18 protein-coding genes and 3 pseudogenes are annotated in these 21526 nt (G+C 62.0%); 8 read left to right on the top strand and 13 right to left on the bottom strand.

Going from position 1 to position 21526, the window contains the following annotated elements; all coding sequences use genetic code 11:
* Positions 1 to 136: 136 nt before the first annotated feature.
* The 5 genes from AC3EDY_RS09940 to AC3EDY_RS09920 all read right to left on the bottom strand — a co-directional run bounded on the left by AC3EDY_RS09940 (position 137) and on the right by AC3EDY_RS09920 (position 6325).
* Entirely contained in the window at positions 137 to 307 is a 171-nt protein-coding gene (locus AC3EDY_RS09940) for a hypothetical protein (protein ID WP_488572326.1), read from the bottom strand.
* 444 nt (positions 308 to 751) lie between these two features.
* Positions 752 to 1981, bottom strand: coding sequence for an Lcl C-terminal domain-containing protein (locus AC3EDY_RS09935; RefSeq protein ID WP_488572325.1), 1230 nt, complete (start codon positions 1979 to 1981; stop codon positions 752 to 754).
* The gene (locus tag AC3EDY_RS09930) at positions 1978 to 2421 is read right to left on the bottom strand and encodes a MarR family winged helix-turn-helix transcriptional regulator (RefSeq protein ID WP_488572324.1); all 444 of its coding nucleotides are present in this window, start codon (positions 2419 to 2421) and stop codon (positions 1978 to 1980) included. Before AC3EDY_RS09930 ends, AC3EDY_RS09935 begins: the two co-directional genes overlap by 4 nt.
* A gap of 475 nt (positions 2422 to 2896) precedes the next feature.
* Positions 2897 to 5119, bottom strand: coding sequence for a TonB-dependent receptor (locus AC3EDY_RS09925; protein WP_488572323.1), 2223 nt, complete (start codon positions 5117 to 5119; stop codon positions 2897 to 2899).
* A 54-nt stretch (positions 5120 to 5173) separates the two neighbouring features.
* Positions 5174 to 6325: an alpha/beta fold hydrolase gene (locus tag AC3EDY_RS09920; protein WP_488572322.1), complete on the bottom strand. Its 1152-nt coding sequence runs from the start codon at positions 6323 to 6325 to the stop codon at positions 5174 to 5176.
* A gap of 119 nt (positions 6326 to 6444) precedes the next feature.
* Between AC3EDY_RS09920 and AC3EDY_RS09915 the strand changes: the two genes are divergently transcribed.
* Positions 6445 to 7185: a GntR family transcriptional regulator gene (locus AC3EDY_RS09915; protein WP_488572321.1), complete on the top strand. Its 741-nt coding sequence runs from the start codon at positions 6445 to 6447 to the stop codon at positions 7183 to 7185.
* A gap of 8 nt (positions 7186 to 7193) precedes the next feature.
* On the opposite strand, the gene AC3EDY_RS09910 is transcribed toward AC3EDY_RS09915, so the two are convergent.
* Together AC3EDY_RS09910 and kce are read right to left on the bottom strand one after the other, a co-directional pair.
* Positions 7194 to 7613 (bottom strand): acyl-CoA thioesterase, encoded by a 420-nt coding sequence (locus AC3EDY_RS09910; protein WP_488572320.1) that lies wholly within the window; start codon positions 7611 to 7613, stop codon positions 7194 to 7196.
* Positions 7613 to 8548, bottom strand: a complete 936-nt coding sequence (gene kce / locus AC3EDY_RS09905) for a 3,5-dioxohexanoate:acetyl-CoA acetone transferase (RefSeq protein ID WP_488572319.1) — start codon at positions 8546 to 8548, stop codon at positions 7613 to 7615. The genes AC3EDY_RS09910 and kce overlap by 1 nt, the downstream gene beginning before the upstream one ends.
* A gap of 103 nt (positions 8549 to 8651) precedes the next feature.
* On the opposite strand from kce, the gene AC3EDY_RS09900 reads away from it, so the two are divergent.
* The 4 genes from AC3EDY_RS09900 to AC3EDY_RS09885 all read left to right on the top strand — a co-directional run bounded on the left by AC3EDY_RS09900 (position 8652) and on the right by AC3EDY_RS09885 (position 13954).
* Positions 8652 to 9473: an SDR family NAD(P)-dependent oxidoreductase gene (locus tag AC3EDY_RS09900; protein WP_488572318.1), complete on the top strand. Its 822-nt coding sequence runs from the start codon at positions 8652 to 8654 to the stop codon at positions 9471 to 9473.
* 146 nt (positions 9474 to 9619) lie between these two features.
* Positions 9620 to 10339: a GntR family transcriptional regulator gene (locus tag AC3EDY_RS09895; protein WP_488572317.1), complete on the top strand. Its 720-nt coding sequence runs from the start codon at positions 9620 to 9622 to the stop codon at positions 10337 to 10339.
* 29 nt (positions 10340 to 10368) lie between these two features.
* Complete coding sequence (locus tag AC3EDY_RS09890; protein WP_488572316.1) at positions 10369 to 11691, top strand: MFS transporter; 1323 nt, start codon at positions 10369 to 10371, stop codon at positions 11689 to 11691.
* Positions 11681 to 13954, top strand: a complete 2274-nt coding sequence (locus AC3EDY_RS09885) for a penicillin acylase family protein (RefSeq protein ID WP_488572336.1) — start codon at positions 11681 to 11683, stop codon at positions 13952 to 13954. The genes AC3EDY_RS09890 and AC3EDY_RS09885 overlap by 11 nt, the downstream gene beginning before the upstream one ends.
* A gap of 4 nt (positions 13955 to 13958) precedes the next feature.
* Here AC3EDY_RS09885 and AC3EDY_RS09880 read toward each other — a convergent pair whose 3' ends face one another.
* The 5 genes and pseudogenes from AC3EDY_RS09880 to AC3EDY_RS09860 all read right to left on the bottom strand — a co-directional run bounded on the left by AC3EDY_RS09880 (position 13959) and on the right by AC3EDY_RS09860 (position 17327).
* Positions 13959 to 15104, bottom strand: a complete 1146-nt coding sequence (locus tag AC3EDY_RS09880) for an L-lactate dehydrogenase (protein WP_488572315.1) — start codon at positions 15102 to 15104, stop codon at positions 13959 to 13961.
* A 16-nt stretch (positions 15105 to 15120) separates the two neighbouring features.
* Positions 15121 to 15711: a DUF2817 domain-containing protein gene (locus AC3EDY_RS09875; protein WP_488572314.1), complete on the bottom strand. Its 591-nt coding sequence runs from the start codon at positions 15709 to 15711 to the stop codon at positions 15121 to 15123.
* Positions 15708 to 16196 (bottom strand): DUF2817 domain-containing protein, encoded by a 489-nt coding sequence (locus AC3EDY_RS09870; RefSeq protein WP_488572313.1) that lies wholly within the window; start codon positions 16194 to 16196, stop codon positions 15708 to 15710. Before AC3EDY_RS09870 ends, AC3EDY_RS09875 begins: the two co-directional genes overlap by 4 nt.
* Before the next feature lie 188 nt (positions 16197 to 16384).
* Positions 16385 to 16693, bottom strand: a pseudogene (locus AC3EDY_RS09865) (transposase); the annotation flags it as partial.
* A 319-nt stretch (positions 16694 to 17012) separates the two neighbouring features.
* Positions 17013 to 17327 (bottom strand): hypothetical protein, encoded by a 315-nt coding sequence (locus AC3EDY_RS09860; RefSeq protein WP_488572312.1) that lies wholly within the window; start codon positions 17325 to 17327, stop codon positions 17013 to 17015.
* A 77-nt stretch (positions 17328 to 17404) separates the two neighbouring features.
* On the opposite strand from AC3EDY_RS09860, the pseudogene AC3EDY_RS09855 reads away from it, so the two are divergent.
* A pseudogene (locus AC3EDY_RS09855) lies at positions 17405 to 18132 on the top strand (IS5 family transposase); the annotation flags it as partial.
* Here the strand turns inward: AC3EDY_RS09855 and AC3EDY_RS09850 are convergent.
* A complete protein-coding gene (locus AC3EDY_RS09850; RefSeq protein WP_488572311.1) occupies positions 18130 to 18462 on the bottom strand; it encodes a glutathione S-transferase N-terminal domain-containing protein in 333 nt (110 codons plus the stop codon). The pseudogene AC3EDY_RS09855 and the gene AC3EDY_RS09850 overlap by 3 nt on opposite strands.
* Positions 18463 to 18521: 59 nt before the next feature.
* On the opposite strand from AC3EDY_RS09850, the pseudogene AC3EDY_RS09845 reads away from it, so the two are divergent.
* Together AC3EDY_RS09845 and AC3EDY_RS09840 are read left to right on the top strand one after the other, a co-directional pair.
* A pseudogene (locus tag AC3EDY_RS09845) lies at positions 18522 to 18977 on the top strand (TauD/TfdA dioxygenase family protein); the annotation flags it as partial.
* Between the two features lie 334 nt (positions 18978 to 19311).
* On the top strand, positions 19312 to 21522 hold the full coding sequence (locus tag AC3EDY_RS09840) for a TonB-dependent receptor (protein WP_488572310.1): 2211 nt from the start codon (positions 19312 to 19314) through the stop codon (positions 21520 to 21522).
* Positions 21523 to 21526: the final 4 nt, after the last annotated feature.

The raw sequence follows: 21526 nt of genomic DNA, 5'->3' as shown, positions 1-21526 counted from the left end.
GCGAGATTATTGCCCACTCGTCGTCCCTCAAACCAATCCGCTCGCCCAACGCCGCCTCCAAAAGACAGCCTTGAATCAAGCAGCGAGTCCGTTGTCAACCTTTGTCCACGAAACCTAGATCAGCAATTGGCCTGGGTCAGGTCCGGCAGGCAAGTGCACGGTACTGCGCCTGGAAAGCGACGACGATCCAGGTGCCGCAGCTCGTCTGCTTGATCTGTTTGCAACGCAGCGTCGTTGGCCGGTTGAGTTCCAGATGCGTCGCGAGGAAAGCAGCGCGTTCTTCGAGGCTTGCTTTCAACCGGACCAAGCGTCACGATATTTCCCGCCAACTGATCCGCGTCTGGATCGAGAAGTACGAGGGGCGGTGCGTTCGACGATGACGCCGGCGCGGCAGACCTTGTCCAGCAGTACGAGGCACAGATCGCCGCCCTCGAACGCCTGGTTGGCAGGCAGGCGCTCGAGTTGGAGTTTCTAAAGGGGGCCTGCGAAGTGCCCCCGTCCGAGAAGCGGAGCTACATCCGTCGTCACCGGCCCTTCGGCATGTCCGTCGCGCGAGGATGTCAGCTGATGGGCATCGCACGCCCGACCTACTATTGCGAGCCGCGTGATCCATGCGCTCCAGCACCGCCATCAGACGCTCGAAGGCCTGTTCGCCGAAACCGATCGCGCCGTTATCACGGCGCTGCATCGCCATGCCCAGGAACTGCTTGCTGAGTCACTTACTCGCGCGCAGCGTATTTGCCTCTCCATCCTATTGTACCGCGTTGCGCACGCACAGGCTCAAGTTGCGGCTGCGCACGTCGTCTCCTTGGGGGCCGAACCCATCGGGAAAGCGCCCGGCCACATCGGGTTTAGGATCGCTCCGCATCGCGCCGGCACCATGGATATCGGTCCATTGCCGCTGGCCTGAGCCAGGAGGCATTTCCATCTTACCCATCGCCGGCCCGATCGCGGCATAGACCGCCAGCTGTCCCGCCTGCTCGAATGGGCGCGGGCCGTGATTGCCTGGCGGTGCGCCTTCGAGGTGGGTGGTTGACGACCACAGGTAGGCGCGCGGATCGGACAACTGGAAGACCGGATCAATCGCCGGAATGCGCGTATAGTCGACGATCGAATGGAGTTCCTTAGCATTGGGCAGGCGCCAGTCGTGCGCTCCGGCCAGGTTGAGCGTGCTGCAATAGGCCAGCGACTCGGCCCAAGTCCGCGCCTTGCCGTCGTCTGCCCGCTGCCATATTAGACCGCTGGCGCGGTCGGTGACCGTGCGCTCGCTGGCGGCGAAAGCATTGATGCCGTAGCTCCGACCGCGCACCAGTCGCACCGCGAGATGGTTCGGCGTCTGCATCCGGTTTGCCGGATCCATCTCCGGATAACCCTTTATCCGACCGTCCGCGAAGTTGACGCCAAACACCGTGGTATCGCGGCCCATCGTAAGGCCAACATAGCGGGTGGCGCTCCACTCTTGCACGTCGATCGGCCGCCGCGCATGCGCTGCATCGCCAAGGCCCGTCCCCGGGCCATAGGCAAAGTCGAACGCCGCTGTGTCGATATAGGGGCGCGAGGTCTTCGGATCTCCACTATAGTGGCCACGGTAGTCAATCAGCGAGAACAGCTCGCGGATGGTCGGAACGCGCCAGTCGTCATAGCCGCCGAGGCGATTGTGCCGGGCGAAGTCCGCCGCTTCGGCAAACGTCAGCGGTGCGCTGGGCGCCTTGGCCCACGTCAGGCCCGTGACGGTGTCCGAGATGGTGCCGTTATGATGGTCGACATAGGAAGGCTGATTGCCGTGATGCTGCGCATCCTGTACCCCCGCCATTCCGGTTGCCGCACAATCACGCTCTTCTCCGCTCACGAGGTAGCAACGATCTTGCCCAGTATCGACGATAGGATACCAGGCGTCCTGCGGCTCGCCCCGCGTGACCCTGGCGGAGAGCAGCGCTAGCGCGGTGACGCTTGCAAAAATGCCCAGGTTCCGGATCATCATGCGCTCCCTTCCAGGCGTAAATGTGGAGCCTGCCCGCCGAGCGCATCGCGCGCCTTGAGCGCGGCGGCGCTGAGGACCTCGGCTGGTTCGCTCCCGAGTTGCTCGCGGATCAGGTCGTCCACCGCAGACCACGCCAGCTCAATGACCGGGATCAGGTCCTGCCCCTTACCGCTCAGCGCCAGCAGTTGCCGTTTGCCGCCCGCAATCGGCGACTCGACGACCAGCCCGCCGCGGACCAGTCGCCCGATCATGACCGTCATCGACGGCGCGGATACGCTAAAAGCGCGCGCAAGATCCGCCTGCGAAATCGGCCCTTGCGCGCCGATCGCAACAAGAATGCGCGCTTGTCGCGGCTGCAAGCCGCACGCGACAAGCGCTGCCCGCAGGCGTTCCTCAATCAGGTGAGCAGTGTGCAGGATGGGATGGAACAGCCACGCCATAGGGCGGCTAATATTAGATATCTAATATTCTGTCAAGCAGGTAGCCATATCGCAGTCAAACAAGCTCAGAAGCTTCCGTTTTACCGGATTGTCGTCCTCCGTCTGCGCCGCGATAGCGGTCGCAGTTCCGATCCAGCGGCTCTCCAATGAGCGTCAGCTTTTGGCGATGGACCTGCCGCTGCTCCTGTGCGGGTAATTCATAAGTTTGTCCAAATCATTGCCAGCCGTCACTGCCCGTGCCTATCGGGAGATCTGTAGTTTGCTTCGGCTTCGGCAGGCGGGATGTAGCCGATGGGTCCGAACAGGCGGTGATTGTTGAACCAATCGACCCAGCGCAGGGTTGCCATTTCCAGCGCCGACGCGCTGGGTCACGATCGCTGCCGTCAGATCATGTTTAGTCCCAGCATGCGCTGATCGGCCTGCGTTGATCCCGACCCGGCAGCAGAATGCGCTGCCGGGTCGGGTCAGGTCGCGATCAGAAGCGCGCGCGCGCCGTCAAGCCGATAGTGCGGGGCTGAAGGCGGAAAGCCACTTTTTCGTTCTGCAGCACCGGTCCTGCATAACTGGCGTCGGCAGCGCTGACTTTGCCCGCGGAGTCGAACAGGTTGTTGGCGAAGGCGACCAGGTCAAACCGCCCGAATTCCACCCCGATCCTGAGATCGGCCGCGGCATAGTCTCCGAATCTTGCGCCGGCTTTGTTGAAGGCGGTCCATGCCGGGCCGACATAACGCCCGCTCATGCGAACGAACGCGGTGCTAGTGCCGACGGGGAAGCGGTATTCGCCAAAACCGGTGACCTGGGATTCAGGAGAGGCCGGCAGTTTATCGCCCGGCACCACCGTCACTATACCCGCGCTCGTGCTAAGACCTTCGACGCGTGCCGCAATTTCGTTGCTGGAGAGGTTGAAGCCCAACCCGAGAGTCAGGTTCTGCGTCGGGCGCGCGGTGCCTTCGAACTCCACCCCATAAAGGTGGGCGCGCCCGGCATTGCCGGTGAAGTTGCCGATGTTGTTGACCAGCGATACCTGGATATCTTTCCAATCGATAAAGTATCCAGCAAGTGCGAAGTCAATCAGGCCATCAGCCAGCTTGCCTTTCAAACCGACTTCATAGTTCCAAAGGCTGTCGGGGGCATAAGTGGGCGGCGTGTTACGCCCGCCTACGCCGGACGTTACGTTGACGCCGCCAACGCGATAGCCGCGCGCAGCCGCCGCATAGATGCTGATATCGGTGGATGGCCGCCAAGTGATCGAGAAATGCGGCGTAACCGGCGTGCTTTCCTGTAGAAAGCTTTTGTTGACATAGGCGTCGGGCGAAACCGAGCCGACCGGCAAGAAACCGCCGGTGCGCACATCGTTGCGCAGACGGACCCGCGAAACGCGGACGCCCGCCGCGATATCGATCTTACCGCCGATCGTATAGGCGGCCTCTCCGAAACCCGCGAATTCCGTCTGGCGGCCCTTGATGAATACATCGACGACATTATCCCCACCCAGGATGGCGACGAGATCGGGTGAGCGTGCCTGCTGACCGGCATCGATATCCGCATTCAGATAAAAACCGCCCACGGTCCATTTGAAAGGCCCGGTCCCGTTTGAGGAAACCCGCAATTCCTGCGTAAAGACCTTGCCGTCGTTCGGCGAGATGTCGCTGCTGTAACCTTCGCGAATGTCTTGGAACCCCGATAGAATGCCGGTTATCAACGGGAAGTACCACCCGTTCTGGCTTTCATACCGATAGGTCCTGTCGTGATAGGCAGTCTGGGAAGTGACCGAGAAGCCTTCGCCTTCGTACTTCAGGTTCAGTCCCAGGATTGAACTGCGCGCCTTGTATCCCGTATCGACCCGGCCGCCACTGACCTGGTCATGCTCGGGCCCGTCATAGAGGCTCCCGCCTGTGGCTTTGTCATGGATATGCTGGTACAGCCAAGTCAGGTCGGCCTGAAAATTCTCGGTCGCCTGCCAGTGGAGCGTGGCACGGCCGCCGTATGTTTCGGAGCCATTTTCGTCCCTGCGGCCCGTGCGCCGATTGTTCACCCAGCCGGCATCGCTAAAGGCGTAGCCCGAGGCGCGCAGCGCAAGCTTGCCCGGCACCAACGGCACGTTAAGCGTGGTTACGCCGTTGCCGCTCGTGCCGCCGTTCTTGGTATAGGCCACGGTGCCTTCGATGCTGCCGGAGGCGGTATCGAGATCGGGCTTGCGGGTAATGTAGCGGATCGCACCGGCAAGCGAACCCGACCCGAACAGGGTGCCCTGCGGTCCGCGCAGCACTTCCACGCGCTCGATATCGACAAAGCGCAGGTTGGTGGTACCCGCGTTCGCCGTAGGATCGAGCGGGATATCGTCGTAGAGTTGCTGAACCGTGTTCTGGCGGATGCCGTTGGCGGTTCCCGTGGTCACGCCGCGGATGGTGATGTTCGCCGCGCTACGCGCGCTTGCGGAGGGATTGTTGATCCCCGGCGTATTGGCGATGATGTCGCGCAATTCGGTGGAGCCGCGCCGCTGCAATTCGGCGGCGGTGATTGCCACGATGCTGGCCGGAACGTCGATCAGGCGCTGTTCGCGCCGTGATGCGGTAACGATGATATCGTTGCTCTCGGTCGGCGCCGATGCAGCCGTATCCTGGGCAAGTGCCGGCACTGCCGATGCTGCGATCGAGGCCGAAACAATCGCTGTCCCCGTCAAAAATCTTATCTGCATTTTCGATCTCCCTCTATCGAATATGAAGAGAACGCCCCTTCGTCCTAAATAAATCTATTTTATATTTTCGGCAGCTAATGCCGTAGGTCTTACTTTCCCGGTAAGTTCTACTAGAAAACGCCCGGGTTCTTCGAGCATCACGAAGTGAGAGCTGTTTTCGAATGTGACGAATGTCTTTGACGGCGCTGTCAGGCGCTTGAAATAAAGCTGTGCCGTTGCATAGGGTGTCATCAGATCCTGCCGCCCCTGGAAAAAGAAGACCGGCACTTTGAACCCGAGCCCGCGTCGCGCGAGTTGCGGACCTTCCGCCAATTCGCTGCGCAACGACATACCGAACCAGCCATTGCCGATGGGCCAGTCGGTCAGGTCCTTGGCGTCGTAATCGGGCGACAGGATCGGCAGGCGGTAGAGAAGTTCGAGATCGGGCCAGCCGTACCAGCCGCCGCCCACAACCTTTACCCATTTGCGCACTTCGACGATCTTGGCGGTATCGACGCTGCCGTCCGGATTGGGATAGGGCGCCAGCGCTTCGAGCCCTCGTATCGCACTTTCGTTCTTCTGCGCGCGGGCCAGGGTGAGAGCCCCGTCGTAAACATCCTTTTCAGCGCCGTCGAAGACCTGGCCGACACCGACATAGGCCGAGACGAGCTCCGGATGTTTCAGCGCGAGCGCGGTGCCGATCCAGGTGCCGTAGGAAAAACCCAGAACCACGACCTTGCGCTTGCCCAGGCGGGCGCGCAGCAGATTGACGACCTCGGTGGAATCATCGACCAGGCGGTCGAGCGACATCATCCGCGCGAGCTGCTGGGGATCGGTCGATTTCCAGTTCTTGCCCGTGCCGCGCTGATCCCAGTTGACGACCGTGAAGTAATCTTCCCAACCGTTCTGATATGCCCAGGCCAGCGGCATGGTCGGGGTGCCCGGGCCACCGTGCAGAACGAGGAGAACCGGGTTGTTCTTGTCTCGGCCGCGGATCGAAATCCATTGCTTGACGCCGCCAATTTCTACCTGCTCGAGCGTGTCGACGCCGTTGGGGGTGTTTATGCGCCTCAGACTGGCAATGATCTGGGTGAAAGCATCCCGATTGCGGACCTGCTCGTCGCTGGGCGGACCCTCCACCGCGCGGACGGGAAGGGCGGTGAAAAGCAGCGTTGAAGCGGCAAGAGCCGCAAGGCATCTGGCGGTGCCGGAAAACATGACGGTCATGACGTTCTCCCACAGGGACTGGCACCGCCCGGCGCAGACTGTGCCTTGCGAAAGCCCGGGAAATCTGTTGGGGGGTGTCGGCCGACCCGACTTGCGCGGGTCATGAAAGGAATGGCGGGATGGGAGAAACGAACGCGGGCGCTGGCGGTGTCGTTCGATCGGACACGGCGGCAAGCGTCGATCTCGCGACACCGGTTGGCCGCACGGCGCGCGGAACGCTGCGGGACAAGGTCTATTTCGACCTGCGGCGATCGCTTATGCTGGGCGGCTTCGAAGCAGGTGCCATCCTTTCGGTACGCATGGTCTGCGATACGGTCGGCGCCGGCACGATGCCTGTGCGCGACGCCGTGCAGCGGCTTGCCGCCGAAGGTGCGCTGGATTATCTGCCGAACGGACGGGCGAGGGTCCCGCTGCTTGCGCGGCAGGAGATCGAGGAACTCTTTTCCCTGCGCATCCTGCTCGAAACGCACGCTGCGGCGCTTGCCGCGCGTGCACCTGTCGGCGAAGGCCTGGTAGAACTCGAGGCGGCGCTCGAGAAGCTGGAGAGGTTTTCGATAGCGACCCAGGTCGATGCTGCGCAGCTCGATGCCAACCTGTCGTTCCACTTCGCCATCTATCGCCTGGCCCGGTCCCCGCAACTGGTGCAGATCATCGAGAACCTGTGGCTGCGCTTTGGCCCCCTGCTCATGTCCTTGATGGCCTCGGAAGAGGCTGCGCGTCGTTACCGCAAGGACGAGAGGGTACTGCACCGGCGGGTGGTTCAGGCCATCACGCTTTGCGATCCCGACTTTGCAAAGAGCGCAATGAGAGCGGTCATCGAACGAACGCGGGAGGCCGTGGGGCATATCGCGCAAGGTTGAGCCCGCGCTCATTGCGGTGCCCCCGCGCTTGAAAGAAGCGCCTCTGCGCGATCGCGCAGGCCGGCGGCGAGGGGAGAGGATTTGCGCAGGGCCTTGTCGAACCTGACTGTCGCAGCGGTCAATTTTGCAAATGTCTTCGTGCGGTCGGGCGATCGCATGGCGTGACAGTGGCGGACCGAGCTGTTTCCGATCTTCTCGATCCCACTGTCGACGATCACGAGATCGCCGACGCCCACTTCACCAAGATAATCGATTTCGTGCCTGACGTCGGCCCAGGAAAGATCTGCCGGTTCGTCAAGCCCGGCAGTGAGCATGTCGAGAAGGTGGTACGAGGCCACGTCGAACATGAGCATGTATTGCGATGTCGTCAGATGCCCCTGCTGGTCGCACAGCCAGGGGAACGCAACCCCACGGTAGGTGGTGACCATCAGAAGGTCACCTTGTCGCCGCCCTTGAGGCCGAGCATGGCCCGCGCTTCTGCCGGGGTGGCCACCTCAAGCCCAAGGCTTTCAACGATGGTGCGGATCTTCCGCACCTGCTCCGCATTGCTCTGCGCCAGCTTGCCGCGCTCGATATAGAGACTGTCTTCCAGCCCGACGCGCACGTTGCCGCCGAGCAGGGCGCCCATCGACAGGAAACGCATCTGGTCTTTGCCGATCGCAAAGCATGACAGGAAATAGTCGTCGCCGAACAAGCGGTCGGCGGTTTCCTTCATGTGCAGAAGATGGCTGAATTGCGCGCCGATGCCGCCCAGCACCCCGAGAATGCACTGGATCAGCAAAGGCCCCCGCACGAGGCTGCGATCGCGAAAGTGCGCAAGATTATAGAGGTGGCCGACGTCGTAGCATTCGTACTCGAACATCGTGCCGTGGCCGTGGTGCAGCTCTTCTATGATCTGCTCGATCTGGGCAAAGGTATTGCTTTGAAAGCCGCTGCGCGTGCTTTCCAGAAACGGCTTTTCCCAATCGTATTTCCAGTCCGCGTACCGTTCGGCAAGACCGTGAGCGCCGAAATTCATCGTACCCATATTGAGCGAGGTCAGTTCCGGGCTGGCCAGGCGCGGAGCGGCCAGACGATCGTCGATGCTCATTCCCGGCCCGCCGCCGGTCGTGATGTTGATCACCGCATCGCTCATCTGCCGAATACGCGGCAGGAACTGCATGAAGACGTCGGGATTGGCGGTCGGCCTGCCGTCGTTGGGATCACGTGCATGCAGGTGGAGAATGGCGGCCCCCGCTTCGGCCGCCTCGACCGACTGCTCGACGATCTGGTCGGGCGTAATGGGAAGATGCGGCGACATCGTCGGTGTGTGGATCGAGCCGGTCACCGCACACGTGATCACCACTTTATCGGACCTGCGCATCGACCGCGTTCCCCCATGGAGCCCCGCCAGGCGTGGGCCCCTGCGCTTAAATTGGCTATGGCCTTTTCTGCTATACCAGATTATGGCAATCGCCAAGAGGAATTTGATCAAAGTTCTGGGGAGCGAGATCGCCGTGAATGACGCAAGCTCGCTGAAGGCGCCCGGCTTGGAGAATGCGGGCTCCGTCGTCGTCACCGGCGGGGCCAGCAGTGTCGGCCTGGCGATCGCCGAGGCATTCGCGAAAGCCGGCCGCCAAGTGTTCACGGCCGACATTTCAGCCGTCGCGGCACAAGCCGTCGAGGGAGCAGGTATTACCGCCCGGCAGGCGGACATGCTGAGCGAAGTGCAGGTGAAAAATTTCTTCGCCGAAGTGCGTGAAACGGGGCCGATCGATGTCCTGGTCAATACGGTCGGCCTCGGCGGCCCCCGGCTGCCGACCGAGAATGTGGCTTACGATGATTTCATGGGAACGCTTGCGGGGTCGGTGGGCTCAAGTTTCTTGTGTTGCCGGGAAGTCATTCCGCAGATGAAAGCCCGCAGGCGCGGTTGCATCGTCAACTTCTCCAGTTCCTCCACGCGCACCGGCCTGCCCAACCGCACGCCTTATGTTGCCGCCAAGGGCGCGCTTGAGGCGATGACTCGGAATCTGGCCCGCGAACTCGGGCCCTATGGGGTACGGATCAATGCCGTTCTGCCTGGTGCGATCAACAACCCACGGCTTGACTCGCTTATCCGCGCCGGTGCCGCCGAACGCGGTGAGACGGCGGAAGACTTCGAGCGCCACCTGCTCCGTTTCATCTCGATGCGATCGCGAATATCGGTTGAAGAACTGGCAGGCACCGTCCTGTTCCTTGCGTCCGATGCCGCACGGCACGTGACCGGACAGCTTATCGGCGTCGACGGCAACGCCGAATGGGAAGAGTAGTTTTGGCTTCCCACCCCGCCGCGGTGCTGGCTATGCCGCTTTGCGTGCAAGCCCCCGAACCCCCATCCGTTGGCGACAAGCGCGGCGGTGCCGTAGCGCCACGCCGGCCCACCCGGGTTCGCCGTCCAGTACCGCGGCTCACGGCCGTGGACCCGTCTCTCGCCGTCCCGCTGGAGCAGCAGGTCTATTATGCCCTGCGCGAGGCCCTTATCGAAGGACGGGTGTCGGCCGGCACCGGGCTTTCCGTGCGATCGCTGGCCGAAGCCTTCGGCGTCAGCGCCGCCCCCGTCCGCGATGCGCTCAAGCGGCTTGAAGCCGACGGCGTCCTGTTCGTCCGTCCGCGCAGCGGCTTCTGCACCCGTCCGCTCAATCTGAACGAGTACGAAGACATCCTCGCCGTGCGCCTGCAGCTCGAACCCCAAGCTGCAGCCATTGCCGCAAGCCAGGCTTCGAAAGCACAGATCCAGGCAATGCGCGAAGCGCTCGCGCGTTACAACGCCGCGCTTGCCGATGGCGCCAGCAGCACCGAACTGGCGGCCGCCAACCAGGCCCTGCACTTTTCGATCTATCGCGGGGCAGGCAACGGCGTGCTGCTGGGCGTCATTTCCAATCTTTGGGTGCGATTGGGCCCGGTGCTTGCCGAGGTCGCCATCGATCTGATTGCGGGAGGGCAAGACCATCATGAGGTGGCTCTCCTTGCCATAGAAGCAGGCGAGCCTCAGCGCGCCGCCAGGGCCATAGCCGACGATATCGGCAGCGCTGCCCGCAGCATTCGCGAGACCATCGCGCGGTTGCAGGCCGTCGCGCCGGCTGCAACCGGGGATTTGGCCCATGTCATGCCCCTAAGGTCAAGCCCGAAATCTTGATCAAATTTCCGCAGGAGGTGTAGGCGCAGATGACCTGGCAGAATGCGACAGCTACCTCGCCACGAGCGGCTTGGGCAACGGTTGCGATCCTCACGCTCGCCTATGTCTTCTCGTTCCTCGATCGACAGATACTGGTGCTGCTTGTCGCGCCCGTGCGAGCAGACCTACAGATCGGCGATACCGCTTTCAGTCTGCTGGTCGGAGCAGCCTTCGCCCTGTTCTACGCCTTCATGGCCTTGCCGCTTGCCACGTATGCCGACAGGGGATCGCGTAAGCGGCTTGTCATGGCGGGCGTTGCGGTATGGGGCAGCATGACCGTTCTGTGCGGTCTCAGTCAGACTTATGCCATGCTGTTCCTTGCCCGTATGGGCGTCGGGATCGGCGAAGCGGCCCTCACGCCGACGACTTATTCGTTGATTGCCGATCTTTTTCCGCCCAGCCGACGCGCGCGCGCCATGGGGGTCTTCACCACGGCGTCCTTCATGGGCAGCGGCCTTTCGCTCCTTGCTGGCGGAGCAGTGGTTGCCGGTATCGGTGCGCTTGGCCCCGGCAATGCGGTATTCGGCCTCAAACCCTGGCAGCTTGCCTTCGTCGCCGTCGGTACGCTTACGCTTATGCTGCTTCTGCCTCTGTTCAGGATGGTCGATCCGGCACGCCCGTACCGCAGCCCCGCAAGAACCGCCGTGATCGGCCGGGGGGCCGCGCACGTCTGGGGCAATCGTGCAGCCTATGTCGGCCTCTTCGTCGGCATCCCTTTTGCCAATATGATCATGTACGGTGTGCAGGCGTGGCTCCCTTCGCTGTTCATCCGCAGCTATGGCTGGAGCGCAGAGCGCGCCGGTTACATGCTCGGCACCGTCACCATCGTGGCAGGCGTTGCCGGCGCCCTGGGCAGCGGCATGATCGCGGACCGCTGGCGGGCGAAAGGCCAAGCGGATGCGCCGCTTCGGCTCAACGCCGTGCTCCTGCTGCTTGCCGTGCCGGTACCGGCGCTTATCGCCTTTGCAGCAAACGCAGATTTGGCGCTTTTTGCGAGCGCGCTTTTCGTGCTGCTCGCCTCGCTCACGGTCCCGCTCGCGCCGACCGCGCTTCAGGCGATCACGCCACCGGACGTGCGCGCCCAGGTATCCGCGCTCTTCCTGCTGGTCGTCAATCTCGTCGGCATCGGCATCGGCCCGACGGCAGTGGCCTTTGTCAGCGATCTCATTTCCGGTGGGCGAGGGGCCATCGGCCCCGCACTCGCGCTTGTCGGAACCGGAAGCTATCTCGCTTCGGCAATCGTATTGTGGGCGGGCCTTGGCTCATTCCGGCGGGCTGTGGAACAACGCGAAGGACAAGATCATGTGGCTTGACCGTTTCCTGGGTCTATCGCTCGCCCTTGCGACGATTGCCGCGATTCCGGCAGTGCAGGCTGCTCCCCCGCCACCGGAGCCCCTACCGCGGGCAGGACAAGCCGAAATCCTGCGCGACCCTTGGGACGTACCGCACATATACGCCGCAAAGGAGGAGGACTCCTACTTCGCGCTAGGGTTCGCGATGGCGCAGGATCGCATCGCCAGCCTGGCCTTTAGCGTGCGCAGGGCGCGGGGCGAGCTCGCCGCCATTTTCACCCCGGCCGAAATTCCCGCGTTCGCCAAGCCGCTCGCCACGACCCGCGACGATCTTGTGGCACTCGATTACGAAACGCGGCTGTGGCAGCTCGAAAACCATGCGAAACGTGCAGCGAGCCGTCTCGACCCGCAAGTTCGCGCCGATTATGCCGCGTTCCTTGCGGGCATAGCATCCTGGCGGCGCCAGAATCCGGACAAGGTGCCGGTCTGGGCCCCGGCCACGATCACGCTTGCCGACCTGGTAGCAATTGGCCACGCCGACGTCTGGCTTTCCTATTGGGGCGGGATCGGCACCGACGATTGCACACGCGGCGGGGCAGAGCCTTTTCGCCCCAAGTCTCAGCCAAGGGGGGCTTCCAATGGTTGGGTGCTGATGCCGTCGCGCACGACCACGGGCGGCGCGATCCTGCTATCCGATCCGCACGGCCCCATCGACGGCCGCTTCGTCTATGAATACCGTCTTCACTCACCCACCCTGTCGTCGGCCGGTTTCGCGCAAGGGCCGATGCTGCTGGTGGCTCGCAATCAAAATGTCGGGTGGGCCTTTACCACCGGGTCGCCCGACGTTTCGGATTGCTATGTGATCAGGCGCAGCGCGCCGGGAGCCTGGAGCTACCGGTTCGACGGCACCCTGCGCAAGATCGAGCGGTTCGCCATACGGATCGACGTAAAAGGCGCGTCACCCCTCGCTCTTTCGGGCGCATTCACGCGCCACAACGGCGTCTATTCGCCGGTAATAGCTTACGATGCAACCCGGGCATGGGTGGTCTCAACGCCCTACATCGAACATCTCGAAGGCATCCATAATGCCGCTTGGCGGATGAACCGCGCGCGCTCCGTGGCCGAGCTCGCGCGTGCGCTGGACGTATCCGGAGCGCCGATCCAGAACATTACCGCAGCCGATACCGCGAGCCAATCCTATTACGTTCATCTCGGCATGACCCCGCGCCGGCGCGCGGGTTTCGACTGGCTCAAGCCGATCGACGGAAATACGGGCAAGACCGCGTGGCAGGGCTATCACCCTTATTCCGACATGGTCTCGGTAACCTCGCCGGCAGAAGGTTTCATCGAGAACAACAATGTCGATCCCCGCTTCATGTACGACGATGGGCGCGATGCGCATACCGCTGGAAAGCCCGAATACCTGCTTAGCGAAGGCTGGGCCCCGGCGAACCGCCGGACCGACCGGGCCGATCGCTTTTTGCTGGCGCTTCGGGAAAAGGCGCTGTTCGACGAGCAGGCGGCACGAAATCTGGCAGTGGACGTAACCGTTTCCCGCCATGAGCGCTGGATCGATCTTGTTCGGCTCGCCGACACCGAAGGGCGACCGCGTTTTACGGCCGATCTTGTTGCCTTCGATGGACAATTGCTGGCGGAGTCCACATCGGCCATGAAATTCATGCTCTGGCGGCGGGCCTTGCAGGCTGTATTAACAGCGGCCACGGCACAAGATCTCGCCGCATTCGTGATGCGCGGCGCTCCAGCGTCTCCAGACCTCATTGCCTTGGCAAGCCGCGCATTGGCAACCGCCGCGGAGCAGTCTGCCCAGCTCCCCACGGGCGACGACACCCGATATGGCGACATATTTCGCATTTCGAGCGACGGAGTGAGCCTCCCCATGTCGGGCGGGCGCCTTGGTGCGGATATTGCCCCCGGCGCAAAGCCGCCGATCGAATGCAAAGTCGAACCCTTGCTCTGCCCAACCACTCTGCTGGCCGTCGGCTATGGCCCCCCCTCCGCGGACGGCATGCGCACGGCGGTGGTCGGTTCGCGCATGATGCGGCTCGATTTCTATTCATCGAACGGGATACGTTCCTACACGATGCAGAACCCGGGGACGAGCCTGGACCCGGCCTCGCCCCACGCCACCGATCAGTTGCGCGAACTGGTCAGCAAGCGCGTGCTCAAACCCGTCCTGTTCGACTGGCCGGAACTAGCCCCGTCGATCGTATCGCGAACCACGGTCAACGCCGCAGAGCGGACGGGGGCATCGCTTTCGCCCTAGCCGTTCAAAGATTCCGAATAAGGCTGGAATCGATCTCTTCGATGCTGCGCACACCGGTCAGCGCCATTGCCACGCGAAGCTCGCCGGCCAGCAGTTTCAGCATCTGGGCAACACCCGCTTGCCCGCCGCTGGCGAGTGCGTAGGCCCAGGCGCGGCCAAGCATGACCGCGTCGGCTCCACTTGCCAACATGCGCAGAACGTCAAGACCCGAACGCACCCCGCCGTCGGCAAAAATCGTCTGCGCATCGCCGGCCGCTTCGCGGATCGGACCGAGCGCCCTTACCGTCGATATCGCTCCATCCAATTGCCGACCGCCATGGTTTGATACGACGATCGCGTCGGCGCCGAACCGGACCGCATCGCGCGCGTCTTCGGGATCGAGAATGCCTTTGACCACGATTTCGCCGGACCAGGCGTCGCGAACCGGCTCAAGATCGCGCCACGTCACCGATTGGTCAAAGTTTCGGCTTGTCCAGCCGAGAAAATCTTCCAGCCCGGTCATGTCGGGAATGTGCTGTGCAACATTTCCGAGTACCAGGGGTCGTCCTCTCAGGCCGACATCCAGGCACCACCGGGGGCGGCGCAGCGCCTGGGCTAGGCGCCGCATCTTACCATCAAAGCCTGGCGATCCTGCCAAGGCAGATCGATAATCCCGGTTGCGCCTGCCTGGCAGCGGGACGTCGACCGTCAGAACCAAAGTGGTACAGCCGAGCGCAGCGGCGCGCGCGAGCATGGCGGCAACAAACCCTCGATCGCGGGTCATATAGAGCTGGAACCATGGAGGGGCTTTCGCAACGGCGGCAACCTCTTCGATGGGGCACAGCGAAAGGGTGGAAAGGGTGAAAGGTATCCCCGCCTGATCGGCGGCACGCACCGCCTGGCATTCGCCCCGCCGCGCCGTAAGACCCGCAAGCCCGACCGGGCCCAAAACCACCGGTAACGCAGCGGGCCGCCCAAGAAGGTTTGCCGAGAGATCGAGGTCCGAACAATCGCGCAGCACGCGTTGCCGCAGGGTCACGGCGTCCAGATCGTCCGCGTTGCGGCGCAAGGTGATTTCGTCGTTCGCGCCGCCCTCGATGTAATCGAACAGAAAGCGCGGCAGCCTTCTGCGGGCGCGGTCCCGGAAATCGCCGAAGCAGACTGGCTGCATGCCTCACCTTTTTTGATCAAGATTGTGGGTCGAAGACAATGCGATCGATTGCTGCCACCCCCGCCTCGAGGATGGCGCTTCGCCAGGTCGCGGAAGCAGGGTAGAACTTTTCCCGCGACCAGAGCCGCAGCGGCAGAGCCTCTTCGCTCTCCAGCGAGCCATAATTGGCGTGGCATGAAAAATCCCGAAGCAAGTCGATATCCTCGCTTTCGCCGTCGGTGCCGAACTCGAGGCCTATCGAGCTTACCTCGGGCCGATGGTCGAGGTCCTGCCAACTGTCGAAAGGCGCGCGCGGATGCGCGGGGATCATCACGTCGCCCCCCTGTCGGAAAATCTGCTTTCCGAACCAGTGTTCGGTCCGCTCATGCCCCTTGCTGCCCGGTGCCGTGGACGGAATGAACAGAGCTTCGCCCGGTGCGCCAAAGCCGGTATGGATATCGAGGACATCGATGCGTTTTGTGGCGCCCAGATAGTGTGCAGCGCAGTCGTCCACCAGGCGGCTCGACCAGGTCGGACCGTTGCCGTTGAAAGTCATGCCCTGGGGAAACACGTGCTGCCCGCGGCGAATGGCAGCGACGACGCGGTCTGCGCCCTCCTGCGCGATCAAGCGCGCAAAGGCTTCATCGGCTCTTCGCGCAAAGGCCCTGAAACCGCTCGCGGGTTTATCGCCCGCTCGTGTTCGGCATAGAGCGTGTTGGTCGGGAACTCGGGTCCGCGATAGGACAGGTTGCGGAAGATATCGACGTTGTCCTCGTTTTCCCTGCGATCCCATGCCGCCCCCCATGGATTGACCAGATGGACCAGCAAGATGGCGGTGTCTTTGGGCAGGCACCGTGCTTTGTTGGCTGACAGCCACGCGCACTGCACGGCCGACCCCGCATAGCCCTCGATCCCGTGTACGCCCGAAGTCACGGCGATGACGCGAGGCGCGTCGGCGGGGCCGAGCCAGGCGGTGGCGGACCCGATGACGGTGCCGCCCGGGCCGCGAGCGGGATGCGGATGTTCGGTCACGACCGCGCCGGCCGATTCCACCGCGGCGATAAACCGCTGGTTTGCTTCCGATACCGTGTTCGAGAACGGAAAGTCGGTCATACACTCCCCCACTATAGCCGTACATTGATAAGGATTTGATCAAAATAGTCTATAGGACGAGCGGGCTGATCTGCGGTGATCCTGTTCCAGCCCGTGCTCCGGGACGAGTCCGGCGCAGGCAAGGTCGTCGACATGGTCGTCGCTGCACACATGTCGAGCATAAACGAAGCCTGGTTTCGAGCGCGCTTGGCCTCGACCGGGGTTCGCCCGGCCAGACCCGAGTGCCGACGCTGGGTGTTGTAATAGGTGATCCACCGGCCAAGGCCAGCCCGTAACTCGGAGCCAGTCTCGAAGGCATGGAGGTAGACGCACTCGTACTTCAGGAAGCGCCAGAGCCGCTCGATGAAGACATTGTCCATCCACCGCCCTCGGCCATCCATGCTGATGCGGACCTCGGCGTCGCGCAGCAGGCTGGTGAAGGCGAAGCTGGTAAACTGGCTGCCCTGGTCCGTATTGAAGATCTCGGGCCGACCATAACGGGCCAGCGCCTCCTCCAGACCAGTTGCCCGATCTTCGCGTGAAGCTTTTCCACCTCGCTCTCGCTGGCGGTCTTGGCCATAGCCCGCACCGGAGAACGTGCCGGCCATCCCGTCGATGGCCTGCCCCTTCCAGGATGCGATCATCGTATGGTGCACGTCATGCTTGGCGGCCAACTCCGCCAGCGTCAGGTCACCCCGGATTGCCTCAAGCGCCACCTTGGCCTTGAGCCGCAGGCCAGAGCAGCTAAATCCGCGCTGTAGCGCTTCCTCGTCGTCTTCATTCCCGTACCAGTCCTTCAGGTCGGGATTAGCTTAGGTCGTGAACTCATAAATGAGATCAGCGGACGATCTTCGGGCCATCCGGCAGAGAGGTGAGGTAATCTGCGATTGCGCTAGCCGTTGCCGTAGCGGCGTCGGGGTCTACGACTGATAGTCCCATATGATCGGATGCTATTCCGATAAGGTAAGTTGCCGCTTCGTCTTTCGAATCGCCGCGACATAGCTTACTGACGACCTGCAACAGATACCCGTCATATTCGTCGGCGCATCCTTCGCCGCAATAGCCGTTCTCATCCGCCAGACCGATCGGGTCCCAAAGCTTCCAACCGATCTCGCGCAAGCGGGAGAGCTGTATTTTGGGGTAGATCCTCATGCCGGGACTATAACATCGTAATCGGAACTCGACCAATCACCCTTTCCATTTCCACCGTTTGCTGATTCAGCGTCGGCATGAGCCGATATGACCTGACCGACTTCGAGTGGCGCGTGATCGAAGCGCTCTTGCCCAACAAGCCACGCGGCATGCCGCGTGTCGATGATCGCCGCGTGCTGAACGGCATTTTTTGGGTGCTGCGTTCTGGTGCGCCTTGGCGCGATCTGCCGGAGCGCTACGGCCCGCGCACCACCTGCTACAACCGCTTCGTGCGATGGCGGAAAGCAGGCGTGTGGGACCGGATGATGGACGCCATCACCGCCGCCCACGATGGCGACATCCAGATAATCGACAGCACATCCGTTCGCGCTCACCAGCAAGCCGCGACAGCAAAAGGGGGGATCGAGATCATTGTCTCGGTCGTTCCCGAGGCGGGCTCACGACCAAAATACATGCAGTCGTCGATAGGCAAGGCCTCCCGATCCGACTGAGCTTGACCGCAGGGCAAAGCCACGACGGCCAAGCTGCCGACGATCTGCTCGACCATGTCGGTGTCGGAACAATCGTGCTGGCCGACGAGGCATACGATGCCGACCGCATCCGGGGGACTCTGCGCGAAAGAGGTGCGTTCGCCAACATCCCACCCAAGTCCAACCGCCGATCAAAACCGTACTTCAGCACTTGGCTCTACCGTGAGCGGAACCTGATCGAGCGGTTCTTTTCAAAGCTGAAGCACTTCCGCAGAGTCGCCACACGATACGACAAGCTGGCCGAAAACTTCCTGGCTATGGTCCAACTCGCCTCAATGCGGCTGCGGCTCCGCGTTTATGAGTCTACGGCCCAGCCGCTGCTCAATTTCGGGATCGCCACCCGGCAATCCCGTCCAGTCCAAAATCCGGTCGCTTCCCTGGCATATCGAGCCGTCACCGAGCAGGACCAGAGGAAGCGACGTGGCTGAAGCACCCAAGCGTTTGGTGCGCAGCATGTGCGCCCTAGGCGCTAGCCGCTCCTCATCATACACGATCCCCTGACGATCCAGGACCCAGCGCGCCCGCTCGCAATAATGCGACGGCGGCAGGGTCAGGAGCAGTAGACGGCGGTTCTGGTTTCCGGTCACTCGGCCATTGTACTGCATTCGTCCGCCTGTAGTGTACGTAAAATCCACTTTCGTGTAGTCACCCCTACCAGCACCTTCCCGCGTCGCTGCGGCCTCTCGCCGATGTGCTCTGGGCAGTCCATACCAACGACTACGACTATGCCGCAAAGGGCGGCCCTGACGCGGTCTTAGACGAATATCAGGCCGTGTTCGTATCGCGCACGATCGAGGCAGAGCATCCGCTCGTGCGCGTCCATCCCGAAACCGGCGCACGCACGCTCGTACTGGGTAGCTTCTTCAAGCGTTTCGTCGGTTACAACCAGACCGATAGCACGCGGCTGTTCGAACTGTTCCAGGGCCACATCACCCGGCTGGAAAACACCGTGCGCTGGCGCTGGCAGCAAGGCGACGTGGCGATCTGGGACAATCGCGCCACCCAGCACTATGCGATCGACGACTATGGCAGTGCCCATCGCGTGGTATGCCGGTTCACCCTGTCAGGCGATGCCCCCGTCGCGATCGGCGGGCGCAGAAGCCGGGCCATTGCAGAGTAGGAAGGCCGATACCGTATTGAGCGAGCCTATTTCCGCCTTTTCACTTTGCTGAAAATGACATGGACAAGAAAATATAATATATTTATTGCGTTTTCTAAATAGAAATAAAACAAATGAATCTAGGCATAAAACTCATTTCGGTCTGAAATTGATATCCCCCAAGGATGAGCGGCAATTTTCAATTCGCTCATGAAATTGAGCTTCTGGGGGACAAATGAAAAACCGGACAGGTTCCGCGGCTCTGCGCCGCGTTTCTCGGTTTGCGCTCTGCATAACGTCATACTTGGCGTTAACCACGCAACTTGCGGCACAAACATCGCCGCAAACATCACCTGTGCCCGAAGCACCAGCCGCCCGTGCGGAAGACGGGGGTCTCGGCGAAATTCTGGTAACCGCGTCCCGACGTCAGGAAAGCGTGCGGCGCACCGCCATTGCCGTCACCGCGTTCAACGCCGATACCATTGCCCAGCAGCAGATCGCGACGTTCAGAGACCTGTCGGGCGGGAGAGTCCCGGGGCTGCTCGCGCCAAATCGTTCAACCGCCTACACGACGCAACAATATTCTATCCGCGGCATCGGCGAGATCGATACCTACCCGGAACCGGCGGTCGCGGTCTATATAGACGACGTCTATCTCGCCCGAACCGTGGGCTCCCTTTACGATACGCCCGATCTGGAAAGAGTCGAGGTGCTTCGCGGGCCGCAAGGTACGCTCTACGGGCGCAATTCCAGCGCCGGCGCCATTCGTTTCATAACAAAGGACCCGGTCGCCGACCCGTCGCTCGATGTTCGGGCGACGTATGGATCGTTCAACAATGTCAATCTCCAGGCGCGGCTCAATGGCCCGCTCTTGCCCGACGATGCGCTGAATGGATCGTTCTCGATAATCCGCCATACGCGCGACGGGTGGCAACACAGCGTGCCGCTCGACCGCGACGTAAACGATATCGATATCTGGGTCGTGCGCAGCAAGCTCAAGTCGCAAGTGGGGGATCGGCTTTCGTTGACCCTGTCCGGCGATGCGATGTTCGACCGGTCAAGCCAGAGTTACTATACGCCCGTGAACCAGCCGGACGGGCGCACCGGTACGGGCCAGGCGACCGACCCCGATCTCACCTGGTCCGACACTTTGCCCTATAACCGGACCACGACCTACGGCGGTTCGGTTACGGCCGCTTACGCGATTGCGGATCAACTCACGCTCAAGTCGGTCACGGCCTATCGCGGCCTGCATGGCCCCATCTATTACGACAACGACGGCGTGACCGCGATCAAGGGCGACAGCTATGCCGGGTTCTGGCAGAACCAGTTTACCGAGGAGCTCAACCTCAATGGGGAGTTCAATCGTTGGAACTTCATCGCTGGCATCTATTACTTCCAGGAATATTTTCACAATCATCGCTTGAGCCAGTCCGCCGGCGCCGCCGTGGACAATGTCGGCACGGTAACGCGCACCAACAACTGGCTGCGCACAACAAGCTGGGCCTTTTTCGGACAGGCGAACATCAAGCTCGATGATCGCCTCACGCTCACCGCTGGCGGGCGCTGGACGACCGACCTGCGCAAGTTCCGCAACATCGGTGAACAGGGAAGAGGCTGGTCACTCCACGATCCCCAGGAATGGAACTATGATCCGGAACAATTCTTTCGCCAGTGGCCGAGCGGCGTAAGCCCGTCGGCGACGTACACATCGTTCGACGTCACCGCGAAGCCGGCCCGGTTCTCGCGTTTCACGCCCAAACTCGGACTGCAGATCGACTGGACCCCCGATGTCTTTCAGTACGTCTCGTGGTCGCAAGGCTTCAAAAGCGGGGGGTATGACCTTCGGACAAATTCTGCCGTGGGGTCGGCAACGCCTTATCGCCCGCAGATCACCACGACATACGAGGCCGGCCTGAAAACGCGCCTGCACGGGGGCGCGGCTACGGTCAACATCGCTGTGTTCTACAATGATATCGAAGATCTTCAGGTCCGTGCGTCGAGTACGGCCGCGCTCGGCGCGGTCGTCAATCAGCTTATCAACGCAGGCAAGGCGGCTTCGTGGGGCGCTGAACTGGAATTCAGCGCCGTGCCTGTCAAAGGTTTGACGCTGAACGCGAATGCGGCATGGCTGCGAACGAAGTACCGCACTTTTACCGCAACGCTCCCAGCCAATGTGGCGGGGCGGACGACGCTGATCGGGCTGGACTTTCCCTACGCGCCGGAATGGCAATTGAGCGGTTCGGTCAACTACCGCTTACCTCTCGATACGGCCGGGGCCTGGCGGGTGGGGGCCGATGTTCAATACGAATCGCCGCGATATGCCGATATCTACAACACCGAGCAGACCAAGGTCAGAACACAGACTTACGTTAACGGCACGATCAACTATACCGCCGAAAACGAGCGATGGAACGCCGGTGTGGCAGTGCGCAACCTGTTCAATCTGCGTCGCTCGCAATTCGGCGGCTTTGCGCCTGCCAACGCGGGGCAATATCCACTTGACTATCGTGCCTATAACGAGCCTCGAACGATCAATCTGACGATCGCTTACGCCTTCCGCTGACGGT

This window comes from Novosphingobium sp. DS6-6 (assembly GCF_057784975.1).
This window is presented reverse-complemented; position numbering and strand designations above follow the sequence as displayed.

What these genes read in the sequence shown, in the direction of transcription:
- AC3EDY_RS09935 (WP_488572325.1), bottom strand. Translation starts at nt 1,981, where the DNA reads ATGATGATCCGGAACCTGGGCATTTTTGCAAGCGTCACCGCGCTAGCG.
- AC3EDY_RS09930 (WP_488572324.1), bottom strand. Translation starts at nt 2,421, where the DNA reads ATGGCGTGGCTGTTCCATCCCATCCTGCACACTGCTCACCTGATTGAG.
- AC3EDY_RS09925 (WP_488572323.1), bottom strand. Translation starts at nt 5,119, where the DNA reads ATGCAGATAAGATTTTTGACGGGGACAGCGATTGTTTCGGCCTCGATC.
- AC3EDY_RS09920 (WP_488572322.1), bottom strand. Translation starts at nt 6,325, where the DNA reads ATGACCGTCATGTTTTCCGGCACCGCCAGATGCCTTGCGGCTCTTGCC.
- AC3EDY_RS09915 (WP_488572321.1), top strand. Translation starts at nt 6,445, where the DNA reads ATGGGAGAAACGAACGCGGGCGCTGGCGGTGTCGTTCGATCGGACACG.
- AC3EDY_RS09910 (WP_488572320.1), bottom strand. Translation starts at nt 7,613, where the DNA reads ATGGTCACCACCTACCGTGGGGTTGCGTTCCCCTGGCTGTGCGACCAG.
- kce (WP_488572319.1), bottom strand. Translation starts at nt 8,548, where the DNA reads ATGCGCAGGTCCGATAAAGTGGTGATCACGTGTGCGGTGACCGGCTCG.
- AC3EDY_RS09890 (WP_488572316.1), top strand. Translation starts at nt 10,369, where the DNA reads ATGACCTGGCAGAATGCGACAGCTACCTCGCCACGAGCGGCTTGGGCA.
- AC3EDY_RS09885 (WP_488572336.1), top strand. Translation starts at nt 11,681, where the DNA reads ATGTGGCTTGACCGTTTCCTGGGTCTATCGCTCGCCCTTGCGACGATT.
- AC3EDY_RS09880 (WP_488572315.1), bottom strand. Translation starts at nt 15,104, where the DNA reads ATGCAGCCAGTCTGCTTCGGCGATTTCCGGGACCGCGCCCGCAGAAGG.
- AC3EDY_RS09870 (WP_488572313.1), bottom strand. Translation starts at nt 16,196, where the DNA reads ATGACCGACTTTCCGTTCTCGAACACGGTATCGGAAGCAAACCAGCGG.
- AC3EDY_RS09860 (WP_488572312.1), bottom strand. Translation starts at nt 17,327, where the DNA reads ATGAGGATCTACCCCAAAATACAGCTCTCCCGCTTGCGCGAGATCGGT.
- AC3EDY_RS09850 (WP_488572311.1), bottom strand. Translation starts at nt 18,462, where the DNA reads ATGCAGTACAATGGCCGAGTGACCGGAAACCAGAACCGCCGTCTACTG.